Annotated in this window: 14 protein-coding genes; 7 read left to right on the top strand and 7 right to left on the bottom strand. The window is 44.9% G+C overall.

Annotation, left to right across the window (positions count from 1 at the left end; all coding sequences use genetic code 11):
* Nucleotides 1–19: 19 nt before the first annotated feature.
* Genes ureE through AC4IFO_RS07970 form a run of 5 tightly spaced genes read right to left on the bottom strand, consistent with a single transcriptional unit; the run spans nucleotide 20 to nucleotide 3,722 of the window.
* Entirely contained in the window at nucleotides 20–502 is a 483-nt protein-coding gene (gene ureE / locus AC4IFO_RS07990; protein ID WP_490733335.1) for an urease accessory protein UreE, read from the bottom strand.
* 20 nt (nucleotides 503–522) lie between these two features.
* Entirely contained in the window at nucleotides 523–2,226 is a 1,704-nt protein-coding gene (ureC, locus tag AC4IFO_RS07985; protein ID WP_219244485.1) for an urease subunit alpha, read from the bottom strand.
* Nucleotides 2,227–2,228: 2 nt separating this feature from the next.
* Nucleotides 2,229–2,552 (bottom strand): urease subunit beta, encoded by a 324-nt coding sequence (locus AC4IFO_RS07980; protein ID WP_219244484.1) that lies wholly within the window; start codon nucleotides 2,550–2,552, stop codon nucleotides 2,229–2,231.
* A gap of 8 nt (nucleotides 2,553–2,560) precedes the next feature.
* Entirely contained in the window at nucleotides 2,561–2,863 is a 303-nt protein-coding gene (locus tag AC4IFO_RS07975; RefSeq protein WP_219244483.1) for an urease subunit gamma, read from the bottom strand.
* 22 nt (nucleotides 2,864–2,885) lie between these two features.
* Nucleotides 2,886–3,722: an urease accessory protein UreD gene (locus AC4IFO_RS07970; protein ID WP_490733332.1), complete on the bottom strand. Its 837-nt coding sequence runs from the start codon at nucleotides 3,720–3,722 to the stop codon at nucleotides 2,886–2,888.
* A 452-nt stretch (nucleotides 3,723–4,174) separates the two neighbouring features.
* Between AC4IFO_RS07970 and AC4IFO_RS07965 the strand changes: the two genes are divergently transcribed.
* The 6 genes from AC4IFO_RS07965 (at nucleotide 4,175) to AC4IFO_RS07940 (ending at nucleotide 10,064) form a co-directional block, all read left to right on the top strand.
* Entirely contained in the window at nucleotides 4,175–5,062 is an 888-nt protein-coding gene (locus AC4IFO_RS07965) for an AraC family transcriptional regulator (protein WP_490733330.1), read from the top strand.
* Nucleotides 5,063–5,316: 254 nt separating this feature from the next.
* The gene (locus AC4IFO_RS07960; protein WP_490733328.1) at nucleotides 5,317–6,894 is read left to right on the top strand and encodes an ABC transporter substrate-binding protein; all 1,578 of its coding nucleotides are present in this window, start codon (nucleotides 5,317–5,319) and stop codon (nucleotides 6,892–6,894) included.
* Nucleotides 6,879–7,862 (top strand): ABC transporter permease, encoded by a 984-nt coding sequence (locus AC4IFO_RS07955; protein ID WP_490733326.1) that lies wholly within the window; start codon nucleotides 6,879–6,881, stop codon nucleotides 7,860–7,862. Before AC4IFO_RS07960 ends, AC4IFO_RS07955 begins: the two co-directional genes overlap by 16 nt.
* The gene (locus AC4IFO_RS07950; protein WP_490733324.1) at nucleotides 7,859–8,671 is read left to right on the top strand and encodes an ABC transporter permease; all 813 of its coding nucleotides are present in this window, start codon (nucleotides 7,859–7,861) and stop codon (nucleotides 8,669–8,671) included. The genes AC4IFO_RS07955 and AC4IFO_RS07950 overlap by 4 nt, the downstream gene beginning before the upstream one ends.
* Nucleotides 8,665–9,441: an ATP-binding cassette domain-containing protein gene (locus tag AC4IFO_RS07945; protein ID WP_490733322.1), complete on the top strand. Its 777-nt coding sequence runs from the start codon at nucleotides 8,665–8,667 to the stop codon at nucleotides 9,439–9,441. The genes AC4IFO_RS07950 and AC4IFO_RS07945 overlap by 7 nt, the downstream gene beginning before the upstream one ends.
* A gap of 14 nt (nucleotides 9,442–9,455) precedes the next feature.
* Nucleotides 9,456–10,064 carry an ABC transporter ATP-binding protein gene (locus tag AC4IFO_RS07940; RefSeq protein WP_490733514.1) on the top strand — a complete coding sequence of 203 codons (609 nt, stop codon included), beginning with the start codon at nucleotides 9,456–9,458 and terminating at the stop codon, nucleotides 10,062–10,064.
* Between the two features lie 23 nt (nucleotides 10,065–10,087).
* Here the strand turns inward: AC4IFO_RS07940 and AC4IFO_RS07935 are convergent, their stop codons facing one another.
* Entirely contained in the window at nucleotides 10,088–10,990 is a 903-nt protein-coding gene (locus AC4IFO_RS07935; protein ID WP_490733320.1) for a S8 family serine peptidase, read from the bottom strand.
* Nucleotides 10,991–11,373: 383 nt separating this feature from the next.
* Nucleotides 11,374–11,646, bottom strand: coding sequence for a hypothetical protein (locus AC4IFO_RS07930; RefSeq protein ID WP_490733318.1), 273 nt, complete (start codon nucleotides 11,644–11,646; stop codon nucleotides 11,374–11,376).
* Between the two features lie 262 nt (nucleotides 11,647–11,908).
* Between AC4IFO_RS07930 and AC4IFO_RS07925 the strand changes: the two genes are divergently transcribed.
* Entirely contained in the window at nucleotides 11,909–13,963 is a 2,055-nt protein-coding gene (locus tag AC4IFO_RS07925; RefSeq protein ID WP_490733316.1) for a TonB-dependent receptor family protein, read from the top strand.
* Nucleotides 13,964–14,016: the final 53 nt, after the last annotated feature.

Raw genomic sequence — 14,016 nt, 5'->3', positions numbered from 1 at the left:
AGACACTCCTTGAACCTGATTAGTGGTGGTGATGATGATCATCGTGGTCATGATGATGGTGATGACCGCCTGATGAACCGCCGTAAGCGCCCGGCTCAGGTTGATATTTTTCCAGACCCACGCTAACCGTTGCACCTAATCCACGCGCCATATCGTCTAAAACATGGTCGTGAAAATAACGGCACCAGCCTGCTTCAATTTGCAGGGGAACATGGCGGTTCCCCAAGTGGTAGCAAACCCGTGCCAGTAGCAGAGGGTCATCGCTGTAAACGGTGGAAACTTGCTCTTTTGCCGCAATAATGGTGACCTGTTCACCGTCTTCTGCCGCTAAAATATCCCCTTCTTTTAAAATGGTGCCACGGGGTAAAAATAACCCTGCATCTTGCCCATCACTTAAGGTGACTTTTAAGCGGCTTTTAGTGCGCTCGTCCATGGTTAAGCACAGGGACAATTCAGTGTCTGTCTGTTGTTCTGGTGGAACGACTTTAATAAATTTTTTCATTTTCTGGCTCTTAATGGGGGTCAGAATAAAAAGTAACGTTGTGCCATTGGCAACTCAGTGGCGGGCTCACACACCAGCGGTACGCCATCGGCTTTTACAATATAGGTTTGAGGGTCGAGCTCAATGTGTGGCACATAGCTGTTGTGTACCATGGAGGCCTTGCTGATATTGCGACAGCCCTCAACGCGACCAATTAAGCTTTGTAAGCCAAGTTTTTCTGGCACGCCTGCCTCAATCCCCGCTTTTGACATAAAAATCATCGAGGTTTGGTACTTCGCTTTACCGAGCGCCCCATACATTGGGCGATAATGCACAGGTTGCGGCGTTGGAATGGCGGCATTGATATCCCCCATTGGCGCATACGCCACGAGGCCACCTTTCATAATAAGCGCAGGTTTGATGCCAAAAAAGGCCGGATCCCACAGGATGATATCGGCTAATTTACCTTTCTCTATTGAACCAACCTCATGAGCAATACCATGGGCTAACGCAGGGTTGATAGTGTATTTCGCCACGTAACGCTTAATACGGTTATTGTCACTGTCAGGGGTATCGCCTTCCATCGTGCCGCGTTGTAATTTCATTTTGTGGGCACATTGCCACGTGCGCATAATCACTTCGCCAACGCGCCCCATGGCTTGGGAATCTGAGGACATCACGGAGATAGCGCCCATATCATGCAAAATATCTTCTGCGGCAATGGTTTCACGGCGAATACGTGACTCTGCAAAAGCCACATCTTCAGGAATTGATGGGTCAAGGTGATGACATACCATCAACATATCCAGATGTTCGTCCACCGTATTGATGGTGTATGGCATTGTCGGGTTGGTCGAGGCGGGTAAAATATTTGGCTCTCCAACGGATTTGATCACGTCAGGGGCATGGCCACCCCCTGCACCTTCCGTGTGGAACACGTGGATCACGCGCCCGCCGATGGCTTTTACTGTTTCTTCGTAGAAGCCGCCTTCGTTTAAGGTGTCGGAGTGAATCGCCACTTGCACGTCCATTTCATCAGCGACATTTAAGCAGTTGTGAATTGCCATCGGAGTTGCGCCCCAGTCTTCGTGAATTTTCAGGCCAATTGCACCTGCGGTAACTTGTTCACGAATGGCTTCAGGCTGGCTCACGCACCCTTTACCAAATAGCCCCACGTTAATTGGCAGTTCATCTACGGCCTCTAACATGCGATACATATTCCAAATCCCCGGTGTGACTGTCGTGGCGTTAGTGCCCGCGACGGGGCCTGTTCCGCCGCCAATAAAGGTGGTGACACCAGAAACTAAGCCTTCTTCGGCTTGCTGCGGGCAAATAAAGTGAATGTGGGTATCGACGCCACCTGCGGTGACAATTTTGCCTTCACCTGCGACCACTTCTGTGCCAGGGCCAACCACGATATCTACATTCGGCTGTACATCAGGGTTACCCGCTTTACCAATACCGGCAATACGGCCATTTTTGATGCCGATATCCGCTTTAACGATACCCCAATGGTCTAAAATAATGGCGTTGGTGATCAGCACATCGACACATTTATCGCTAGTGACTTGGCTTTGCCCCATGCCGTCACGGATGACTTTACCGCCACCAAATTTGACCTCTTCACCGTAGGTGGTGAAATCTTTTTCAATTTCTAAAAACAGTTCTGTATCCGCTAAACGCACACGGTCGCCTTGGGTTGGGCCAAACATATCCGCATACGCTTGTCGTGAGATGGTTTTCATGGTTATTTCTCACTCTCTAATTTACCCATGACTTTGCCATGGAAGCCGTAAATTTCTCGTTTACCGCTAAATGCCACCAATTCCACCGTGCGGCTTTGGCCGGGTTCAAAACGCACCGCCATGCCCGCAGGGATGTTTAAACGAAAACCCAGCGTGCCGTCTCGTTCAAATTTCAGGAAGTCATTCACTTCATAAAAATGGTAATGGGAGCCGACTTGAATCGGCCTATCGCCATGATTTGCCACTTGAATGGTTTTGGTTTCACGACCCGCGTTCAGTTCGATGTCGCCTAAAGCCTGATTCACTTTAATTTCACCGGGGATCATATTGCCACCTATACAATTGGGTCGTGAATGGACACAAGTTTTGTGCCGTCGGGGAATGTGCATTCCACTTGAATGTCTTTGATCATTTCAGGTACGCCTTCCATGACTTGGTCTGCACTGAGCACTGTTCTGCCTTCGCTCATCAGTTGAGCAACTGTTTTGCCATCACGAGCACCTTCCATAATGGCGCAGCTTATTAGGGCAACGGCTTCAGGGTAGTTCAGTTTTAACCCACGGGCTAAGCGTCTTTCAGCGACAAGGCCCGCGGTAAAAAGCAATAACTTATCTTTTTCTCTTGGTGTGAGTTCCATTTTTGCTCCTAAAACGAAAAATTTATGTTGCCCAAATACGGGGAGGTTCTGGGCAATAACCTAGCCAATACTGTCGTGTGGTTTGCCAAATATGGGCAAAACACGCCATCATTGGCTCAGTTTGCGTGCCTAATAATCGCAAAACTAAAATGCCATCCACATCCGTCAGCCCATACTCAATAGGGCTATCCGTTGGGGATAAAAAATCACGTAAATGCTGTTGGATTTTTTCTTTTAATTCATCACTGGCAGGGTAAATGTACATCGACCCCATCATGGGGTATTCACGCATGACAGCAGACTGCTTTTGTGTGCCATCGATATACAAGGATTCAGTCAGCGTGAGGGTGTCATCAATGTAAAAATTAAAACGCCCACGGACATCACCCTTTTCAAACCATTCCCCTAAAACAGGGCGACCTAAACATTGCATTTCCCAGCCGATAAATTTTGATGACGCGGCGACATGGATATGCGTTTCAAGCCGAACCTGCGCATCAGGGAAAAAAATATTTTCCTGCGGTAGCCACTCTAAAAAACCATCAGCGGCAACGGTTAAATTCTGTACTTGGCGGGCAACACCGCCTGCGCTGCGATAAAATTTGGTCGCACCCGGGGTGGTCAGCAGCGAATGGGCGTGTGGCTGCACGTCAATGTTAATCAGGAGTTTATCTCCACCGACCACACCACCCGGGGGATGGAGTAAATAGGTGTGGGCAACCCCTTGCTCAGGGTAAAATGGCCTTTGCACCATTAAAGGGCCGATATGTTGTTTATCGGTCAGGCGTGTTGCACCCCGTTTGAGTTCATAGCGTAAAAAAATCTCAGCTAACCAACCTGATCCTGAAAACTCAGACATACTTTCTCCTGCAAATCAGGCAATGAACAATACGCGAACATGTATAGTTATACCCCTCACCGAATGGTTGGGTTCTAGGCAGTATAAGCTAATGCAAGTAGGGTAGGATGTGAATGAACACGAAAAAATAATTATCTATAATGATGCGTTATAGGCTCGCATTCATCTGCCGCGCGATTTTACACCTTATGTCGAAAATTACCTTTCAATTAAATAGCAATTTATTTAGAAAAACTCACAATACGTAAAATAACAGTAAAAAATGAGCGGATCTCTATATTGCGATTTTAGCCTAACAGGACTATATTCTGAGCCGCATTCTAGCGAAGTAGCAGAAGCCATCAACTAGCGTAATTATTTGCTATTTATCTGAATGGCTGTATTTCTGTCTGCTCATCAACCTGCTTTTTCTAGCAGGTGATTTCTGACTTTGACCAAAGTTTATTGAGATTATGGAATATAAATATTTTCTTTCATCAAGCCAAATGGTGTTAAAAGCGTTTTATATTGAAAGCGCGATGATAGCCATGCTGCAAGGGGCGAAAGGGAATGTGGTGATTAATGGCCAATCCATTGATGTGCAGTCTAATTTGACGCTTATTATTCCAAAATACAGCCAAGTCTCCTGTAATATTGAGTGCGTATCTAATCAATCGATTGAGTTGCACACACTGTCGATTACGGACTCAGAGTTAGAATCGGTCTTTTTATTATTAAAGACCTTAATGAAGTCTGGTGCGCCGCTGACGAGCCATGTGCCTGCTTTTCAGGTATTAACCCCCGAAACGGTGAGTGATAATTTCAGTTTGCTCAAACAATGTTTGCCATTAAAAAAACAGAGCCAATCCCAAGAAGCATTGTTAATGAAGCAAAGCCTGTACTTTATTTTACTGGCGATATACCAAGCGGGCGTCGATATTCTCAATATTTTCCGCTTTAATTATGATGAGCCGAAAAACCAAGCCATTACCCATTTAATTACCCAAGAACCCCAAAAAAAGTGGCATTTAGAGGACGTGGCGAAGGCTTTATTCACCACGCCATCGACGTTGCGCAGGCACCTTAATCGAGAGGGGGTATCATTTCGCCAATTATTATTGGATGTGCGAATGGGCATGGCATTAAATTATTTAACCTTCTCAAATTATTCTGTATTTCAAATTAGTCATCGCTGTGGGTTTGGTAGCAATGCCTATTTTTGTGATGTCTTTAAGAAAAAATACGCCATGACACCATCACAATTTCGGTTGCAATCAAGGCAGTCGAATGACCCGTCTTTTATTACCGATTTATCGTTAAATTCAGTGCCTATTGAATTTGATAAAGACGTGGAAGCGTAAAATTTACGTTTTGATTTATTAAGGTAAATCAAAGAGAGGAGCAGTTTTTGCGAATTATTCATTAAATTCGAAGTTCTATTGATATAGAACGTAGAAAGCGTGGTTTAAAATTTAATATAACTAAACATTGCTACTCTACGCACAGTGAATATCTCACCAATAGCGGCAGTTAATGGTCACCAATATCATTAGCTGCCTGATGATGTTTCATTTTTATTTAGTGATAAAAATAAAACCAAACTATCGAGGGATGTATGATTAAAAATATCGTTGCGGCTATGTGTTTAATGGGGCTGACGCTACCATCACACGCCGCAGAACCGGCTCACTCACAAACATTACGTTTAGCCATTGGCGCAGAACCGACCGAAGGTTTTGACCCGATGCTAGGGTGGAGCCACGGCAGCTACCTTCTGTTACACAGCCCATTACTCAAACAAAAAGCCGACCTTTCATGGCACAGCTATATGCTGGAAAACTATCAACACAATGCCGATGGGAAAGAGTGGACATTAACGCTAAAAAAAGGCTTAAAATTTTCAGATGGCTCGCCGTTAACTGCCAAAGATGTGGTATTTACCTACAATAATGCCGCTGCAAGTGGCGGTAAAGTCGATATGGGTAACTTTGCCAAAGCGGAGGAAATTGACCCATTAACCGTCAAAATCACTTTATCTTCCCCGCAAAGTACTTTTATCAATGTATTAGGCTCCCTTGGAATTGTCTGCGCCGATAAATACGATGCAAAAACCTATGCGCATAACCCAATTGGTGCAGGCCCGTACCGCTTAGTGACTTTCCAGCCAGGGCAGCAATTAATTGTTGAGCAAAACCCGTATTACGCTGGGCCAAAAAACGATTTCAATAAAATGGTTTTCGTCTTCCTTGATGAAGATGCGGCATTTGCTGCGGCACAAAGTAACCAACTGGAAATTGTCCGTATCCCTGCTGCGGTGGCCGCCAATGCCAATAACGTCAAAAACATGAAACTGGTAGAGCGTTATAGTGTGGAAAACCGCGGTATTTCGTTCCCAATTCCGCCTGCGGGTGGAAAAGATGCGCAGGGTAATCCTGTCGGGAATGATATCACCTCCGATGTTGCGGTACGTAAGGCGATTAATTACGCTTTTGACCGTAAATTATTAGCCGCGTCTGTCCTCGAAGGTTTTGCGGTTCCCGCTTATACCGGTGTGGCAGGGTTACCGTGGAATAGCCCTGATTCTGCCTTTAAAGATGGCGACACAGAAAAAGCGAAAGCCATTTTAGAAGAGGCGGGCTGGAAGCTGAATAAAGATGGCCTGCGTGAGAAAGAGGGTAAGGTGGCAAAACTGACGCTCTGGTATGCCAGCGGCGACACCACGCGCCGTGATTTAGCCCAAGCTATCCGTTCAAGTTTAAAACTTATCGGCATTGAGATGGATTTAAAATCAGGCAGCTGGGAAACCGTTGAGCGTCATATGCACGCCAACCCAACTTTGTTTGGTTGGGGCAGCTTAGACCCGATGGAAATTGTCCATAACTACAGCAGTAAAGCCGCAGGCGTTGGTTTCTATAATCCGGGTTATTATAAAAATACCGCGGTTGATGAGTTAATAGAAGAAGCGCTGCGCCAGCCTGACCAAAATGCGGCGATTCCGTTATGGCAAAAAGTAGATTGGAATGGCACAACGGGCGTGGGCATTAAAGGTGATGCCGCTTGGGCTTGGTTGATGAACTTACAACATATTTACTTACTGAATAATTGTGTGGATTTAGGCACCAGCGCGCCTGAAATTCATGGCTCTTGGTCAGTGTTAAATAACGTTGATGAATGGGCATGGACCTGCCAGTAATGCGAACGACTCTTGGGCTTTTATTGCGTTTTATCTGTTTATTGACCGTGACGGCGGCGGGTATCTTTATCCTGCTAAGCTATTCGCCTATCGACCCAATAAAAGCCTATATCGGTAATGATTTATTGCATGTCCCCCCCGAGCAATATGCCTTAATCGCAGCGCGTTGGGGGCTTGACCAGCCGCTATGGGTGCAGTTTTGGCGTTGGTTTTCTCAAATGTTACAAGGGGATATGGGCTATTCCATGTTGTACAACACGCCTGTTGTGCAAGTGATAGCAAATCGCCTTGTTCCCTCGTTAGCGCTGCTTATCTGCGCTTGGCTTTTTTCGGGTATCGTTGGCTTTGCGTTAGGCTTAGTGGCGGGGCGGTACCTTAACCGCTGGCCTGATAAATTGATTTCAACGCTTAGCTACCTTTTAGCGTCTATTCCTGTGTTTTGGGTGGGGTTACTGCTGCTTTCGCTGTTTGCTGTGTCATTGCAATGGGCGCCGATTTGCTGCGCATGGCCCATTGGCTTAGATGAAGAAACGGCGACATTTGGCCAAAAACTCTATCACCTTGTTTTGCCTGTCATTGCATTAGGAATGCTGGGGGTGGGCAATATTGCTCTGCATACTCGCGCAAAAGTGATGGACGTGATGAACAGCGAGTTTATTCATTACGCCCAAGCGCAAGGGGATAAAGGCTGGTCAATGATAGGTTTTCATGTGCTTAAACATGCTATCACTCCAGCAATTTGTTTGCAGTTTGCGTCTGTGGGGGAATTACTCAGTGGGGCGCTTCTTGCAGAGAAAGTGTTTGCGTATCCGGGGTTAGGGCAAGCGACCATCGATGCAGGCTTACGAGGTGATATCCCCTTATTGATGGGGATAGTGATGTTGTGTGCCACTTTGATTTTTTTCAGTAATACGGTTGCTGATGTTTTATTGAAAAAAGTGAACAAGGGAGTGATGAGAGACGCATGACCTACAACCCAAATCGAGCACTCTTTAAATTAATTATCTCGCTAACTTTATTGGTTGTTTTAGCGAGCTATGCCGTGTGGTTGTCATCAACGGACATTGACATGAACCTGTTGGATAGGCGGCTTGCCCCCTCTTGGGTACACTTATTCGGTACAGACAATTTAGGCCGTGACCTCTTCGAAAGAACATTCCAAGGCGTCGCGACCAGCTTACAAATTGGTTTGATTGCAGCGGTATCCAGTGGGTTTATTGCCTTGGTGATGGCTGGGCTATCTTCCGTGAGTAAGGTGATGGATTACGCGGTGCGCGGTGTGATTGATGCATTATTAGCATTGCCGCATCTTTTGCTGCTGGTGCTGATTTGCTTTACTTTGGGCGGTGGAAAAATGGGGGTGATCTGGGCGGTTGCCCTTACGCACTGGCCTAAGCTTACCTTGATTTTACGCTCCGAGTTACTGCGAGTGAAGCAGGCGGATTACATCATGTTATCCCAACGTATTGGCAATAGCGCCGTTTATCGTTGGCGCTATCACTATTTACCGATGATCTTACCACAATGGATGGTCGGCACATTGTTGATGTTTCCACACGCGGTACTGCATAGTGCGGCACTGAGTTTCCTTGGTTTTGGGCTATCGCCCCATGAACCGTCATTGGGGATTTTATTGTCCGATGCATTACGTTATCTCAGTACAGGGGCATGGTGGCTGGTGGTGTTTCCCGGAGTTGCTTTGATGGGACTCGTGTTGTTATTTGACCAGTTTGCAAAAGCCGCGGCGCAGCTATGGCTGAAGGGGGCAACATGTTGAGCTTAGATAAGCTGACTATTGATGTCGCAAAATTTCGCTGGTTAGGTCGTAAGCAATGGTCGCCATTACTGCAAGATATTACCCTTGATATCCAGCCCGGGGAAATGGTGGCCCTAGTCGGGGGAAGTGGCGAAGGAAAAAGCTTGTTATTACAAAGTGTTCTTGGCTTACTACCCGATAATATGCGTTGCCAAGGGAAGATCAGCCTCAACGGTAATACACTGACAGAGAAAAATAAGCCGCAGCACCGTGGTAATTCCTTATGCTATATTCCTCAAGGAGTTAGCGCGTTAAATCCTTTGATTCAAATTGGCCCTCAACTTGAACGGGCGGCAGTACTTAGCGGGCAACACATTAAAATGCATGATGTAGCACGCCATCTTCAGCAATATAACTTGCAAGAAAGCTTGGTAAATAGTTATCCCAGTCAACTGTCTGGTGGTATGGCAAAGCGGGTGCTAGCAAGCAGTGCAACATTATCCTGTGCACAATATATCCTTGCTGATGAAATTTCGTCTTGGTTGGATGATGAACATGCGCTGCAATTGCTTGAAAATATGAAAAATCTTTGCCGTGATGGGCGAGGCATTTTATGGGTGACCCATGATTTATCCATGGCAGTGCGTTTTGCTGACCGTATTGCGTTGCTACGCAATGGGGTACTGGAAGATGTGTTAAGTAGCCAAACCTTAAAACAAGGCGGTGGGGGAAAATGGCTGCAATCGTTATGGAATGCACTGCCAGAACATCAATTTATGGCAATGAAATGAAGGATATCGAACCCATTTTAGCGGTCAAAAACCTGAGTATTGAACAAGGGGGGAAAACCCTTTGGCGGAATTTTAGTTTTTCCCTTGCCCCCAATGAACGCCTTGGGATCTCTGCACCTAGTGGTTTTGGTAAAACAACGCTGGGTCGCGTTTTAGCACAGTGGCAAACACCTTCTGAAGGTTCGATTTTATTCGCAGGAAAACCGCTTTCTAAACAAGGTTATTGCCCCATTCAGCTGGTTCCTCAGCATCCTGAAAAAAGCTTTAATCCGTATCGCACGGTAGGGGCAAGTTTACGTGATGCATGGCAACCTGACTCGGACTGGCTTACACGTTTTTCCATCCAACCACAATGGTTAGAGCGGCGGCCTAATGAGTTATCAGGGGGGGAATTGGCGCGGATTGCATTGTTACGTGCTCTAGACCCGCGAACGCAAATTTTAATTGCGGATGAAGTCACAGCACAGCTAGATGCACACTTACAAAAAGAAATTTGGCAGTTGTTAATTCAGCTTTCAGAAGAGCGCCCCTTAGGAATGATTATCTTTAGCCATAACAAAGCATTGCTTGAGAAGGTTTGCACATCGGTCTTAACCCTTGAAGGGGGAAATGCCGCCACGTAGTAGGCGGCTTGAGAACGTGAAGGTTATGCACTTTTGGGTAAGTCTGACTCGCGAATGATGTTATCAACGATATTCAACAAATAATCGACATTTGGGCGATAGCCAATACCATACGGTACACCCTCAGTATAATTTGATGCACTCGTCACTGTGCGCATTTGCCACGGGGATAAAATTGCCCCTTGTTTTTTTGCGTAATCTTGGATTAACGCTAATGCACCAGAGCATAACGGCGTTGCGCTTGATGTACCTGCGTAATCACGTGAATAATTGCGGTTATCACCGGGTAATTTTTGTAAAGAACCATAACCCGTCGTGGTAACGCTCCAATCTCCCCACGAGTTAATAAAGGCTACCTCTCTGTTGTAGTTAGAGAAATACGCGCGAGTTCCATTTTGGTAATTACAAGCACCCACTAAAATACTGCCGCTATCACCGAAATCTTCCATCACACCGGGCTTGCTTAAATCTAACCCGCCATTTCCTGCTGCTAGGATCACGGTGGCGCCTTTATCCGCCATGATTTTTATACGCTCCCACCAGCCACGCACTGCGGTGACTGGAACTAATTTCCCACCAATATCGAATTGTACATCTAGGCTAACAATATCTCCGGGTTGAGCATGTTCAGCGAGCAAATCAAGGTCGCCAGTGTCATAGAAGTAAAATTGGCATTGATGGGCAACACCCGTTACACCAAATTCATTGTTAGTCGCGACGATACAACCTGTTGATGCTGTACCGTGGTCGCAATCTTCAGTTTCTGGGCGACTATTGACGACAACGATATTGGAGTTGATTAAATCCTCATGGTTTCGGTAGATACCAAAGTCTAAGTGGCGCACCACTGCCGATGAGCCATTAACATTTTTAGCCCAAGCATCACGGACGTTCATCCCATTTGGTGCATTAAGGTAAGTTTGCATTGCTGTAAAATCAGGTGTGATAAAATCGTCACTTTCGCTTGTAATATCGTCAATTTGTTCGGGGTTTACAGGTAGTTCTGGGGCTAGATATCCGGTGGTATCTGGGCTAACGCAACAATAATCGACATAATCAAGGTGTTCTATTTGCTCTGCGAGTTCAACTAAAGTATCAAAGTGGCTTTCACCATGGAAAGTAAAATAATCATAGTGGTTTAATACATCATGAATCGCACTATGTTTTAACGTTAAGTTTGGTAATTTTGAATAGAAAGTTAAGTCTTGTTTTATTTTTTCTTGGTAGTTTTTTTTGATTTTTAAATCTAAAAAATAATGGGATATTCCAGTTATTTTTCGATTGATTGTTTTTGTTTTAACTGCGGGTTTTAGTTCATATTTTTTTCGTCCTCATCAATATGGAAATAAATTTCCTTTGATTGAATATTCGTAACATCCTCCAACTCTTGATGGATTTCTACACGGTAGTTTCCTGATTTATCGATAGAAAATAAATGGCTTTCATTTGTGGTTGTTGTTTTATTTATTATTTCATTATTTAAAATTAAATTAATTTCCAATGATTTTTTTTGTTTATTATTAAATTCGATGAAAATGCCCTTGTTAAGAATGTCTATAAATTTAAAAATTTTAATGTTCATGATTTCTCTTTTAATTAAATAATTTATTAAGTTATTTTTCTATGACTAATAGATTTTCAAGTTGAAATGCTATTTAAAAGAGAAATTAAAATTATAGCAATATTAATAATTATATTGAATTTAATATAATTTAATATTTATATTTTGAATGAAACTCAATTTATTTTAGTTTTTGACAAATGTCATAGGGAAACCGTTTTTTTTCACCTATTTTATATCCTCAAATGAAAATGATAACCATTACTATTAATAAGGTGAATATATGTCTTATCCACTAAAACGGCATAAATTGGCTCATTGCATCACACTGATTTTGGGATTAGGACCTTTAACGCTCGCTGTAGCTGCGCCTGAATCAACGGCGCACGATACACTGGTTGTCACCTCGGGATCAGGGCAGAGCCGTTTAACACCGACGGAGCAACAAGAAAAAGAAAAACTCGAAAAAGTGGCGGGTGGTACGAACTTAGTTGTGATTGAAAAAGATACGCGCCTTGCCACATTACAAGATGCACTGGATTACCAACCAGGGCTGGTTATCCAAAACTTTTTTGGGGGGATTGACCAACCACGCCTAAATATTCGGGGGTCTGGGGTGCAGAGTGCGCCATTAGCGCGAGGGGTTTTATTATTGCAAGATGGCTTGCCCGCAACGGATGCCGATGGCAGCTTTCATATTAGTACCTTAGAAATGCGCGATGCACGAATGGTAAGCGTTCGGCGTGGGGCAAATAGCTTGAATCCACAAAGTAACAGTCTCGGTGGTGAGCTCGATGTGTTGTCTTATACAGGGCGAAATGAACAAGGGCGCTTGCGCTATGAGTATGGCTCCCATGGCCGTGAAGGGTTACAAACTGCGTTCGGTGGCGTTTCTGATGACGGGTTATTCGATGGTCGGGTAAATTTCACCTATGACCATTTTGATGGTTACCGCAAGCATTCAGCTTCTCAACGAAAAACATTACGTAGCAATTTCGGCTATGTCACAGATAATTTTGAAAATCGTACTTGGTTAAATTGGACCGATTTACGCTTTGATGTCGCGGGGCCAGTCTCTGAAGAGGTATTGAACAATAACCCAACGGATGTTTATCCAATGGTATGGCTACGCGACCCGCACCGCAATGTGGAGCAATTTCGTGTCGCAAACCGCTCAGATTGGCAGATTGGCAACCAAGCGATTGGTGCAGGGCTGTGGCATATTCGCACTCATGATAATTTCACGACGCCCGCATACTACCGCTTTAGCCGCAGCCACAGTGAAGGGCTACAGCTGACTTATAACATTGAAACCGAGCCTGTGACCTATCGCACCGCAGTGGCGTGGGATCAAATGACATTGCAAACAGAATTAATGCAAAACCGCAAAGGCACGCCCGCAGATAAGAAAAAAATCGGTAAATATGATGGGCGAGCAGAGAACGTGTATGGCAGCGTGGGCGTTGACCTGCATGTTACGCCAACCGTCACAGTGAACCTTGATGTGAAAGCGACGCACGCACGTCGTGATGTGGAAAAACGTCAAAGCTCCCTATCATTAGATCAAAATTGGACGTTTTGGACACCGAAAGCAGGGGTTATTTGGCGGCCAACAGAAAGCCAACGTTATTTTGCCAATATCAGTTCAAGCGAAGAACCCGCTACGTTTTGGGAAATTATCAATTCAAGTGATGGCAAACTCACCAAACTTTCTCCGCAAAAAGCCATTACCTATGAAATTGGCGGGGAAGGTGAAGTGACTGATGGACTTAAATGGAACCTCGCGCTATATCGCAGCCAAATTAAAGATGAATACATCACGACGTATGATAGTGCAGGCACCGTCGTTGGGGTCTTTAATTATGGTGCAAAAACTCGCCATCAAGGGTTAGAAGCTGGGCTTGCAGGGCGGATTAGTGCGGGCCCTGGTGATGTGAATTACCGTGTCTCTTGGACGTATAATGATTTTCGCTTTATGGGCGGCGAGTACAAGGGGAATTACATCGCCGGTATTCCACGTAATATTGTGGCGGCTGAGGTGCTGTATGAACTAGGAGATTGGAGCTTCGGGCCTAATATTCATTGGGCACCAACGGATATGGCCGTTGATCACCAAAACAACCTTGATATTCAAAAACGTAAACATTATGCCGTATTAGGGGTAAAAGGCAGTTATAAACCGACAGACCAATGGTCAGTATATTTATCGATGGATAACTTAACGGATGAACGTTATGCAACGACGTCAGTGGCTAACCAAACGGTGACCGCTAAAGACAGTACATTATTCCCCGGTATGGGCTTTAATGTGAACGGGGGAGTGACCTTTAACTTCTAATCAATAATTGGCGTATTATTTAACGGTAATGTACGAGGGGCTGTTTATCTTTG

This window comes from Providencia sp. UF-224 (assembly GCF_058245955.1).
The sequence above is the reverse complement of the archived record's forward strand: the minus strand, read 5'-3'. Positions and strand labels throughout refer to the sequence as shown.

Coding starts and splice junctions, on each gene's coding strand:
- ureE (WP_490733335.1), bottom strand. CDS start 502: ATGAAAAAATTTATTAAAGTCGTTCCACCAGAACAACAGACAGACACT.
- ureC (WP_219244485.1), bottom strand. CDS start 2,226: ATGAAAACCATCTCACGACAAGCGTATGCGGATATGTTTGGCCCAACC.
- AC4IFO_RS07980 (WP_219244484.1), bottom strand. CDS start 2,552: ATGATCCCCGGTGAAATTAAAGTGAATCAGGCTTTAGGCGACATCGAA.
- AC4IFO_RS07975 (WP_219244483.1), bottom strand. CDS start 2,863: ATGGAACTCACACCAAGAGAAAAAGATAAGTTATTGCTTTTTACCGCG.
- AC4IFO_RS07970 (WP_490733332.1), bottom strand. CDS start 3,722: ATGTCTGAGTTTTCAGGATCAGGTTGGTTAGCTGAGATTTTTTTACGC.
- AC4IFO_RS07965 (WP_490733330.1), top strand. CDS start 4,175: ATGGAATATAAATATTTTCTTTCATCAAGCCAAATGGTGTTAAAAGCG.
- AC4IFO_RS07960 (WP_490733328.1), top strand. CDS start 5,317: ATGATTAAAAATATCGTTGCGGCTATGTGTTTAATGGGGCTGACGCTA.
- AC4IFO_RS07955 (WP_490733326.1), top strand. CDS start 6,879: ATGGACCTGCCAGTAATGCGAACGACTCTTGGGCTTTTATTGCGTTTT.
- AC4IFO_RS07950 (WP_490733324.1), top strand. CDS start 7,859: ATGACCTACAACCCAAATCGAGCACTCTTTAAATTAATTATCTCGCTA.
- AC4IFO_RS07945 (WP_490733322.1), top strand. CDS start 8,665: ATGTTGAGCTTAGATAAGCTGACTATTGATGTCGCAAAATTTCGCTGG.
- AC4IFO_RS07935 (WP_490733320.1), bottom strand. CDS start 10,990: ATGCAAACTTACCTTAATGCACCAAATGGGATGAACGTCCGTGATGCT.
- AC4IFO_RS07930 (WP_490733318.1), bottom strand. CDS start 11,646: ATGAACATTAAAATTTTTAAATTTATAGACATTCTTAACAAGGGCATT.
- AC4IFO_RS07925 (WP_490733316.1), top strand. CDS start 11,909: ATGTCTTATCCACTAAAACGGCATAAATTGGCTCATTGCATCACACTG.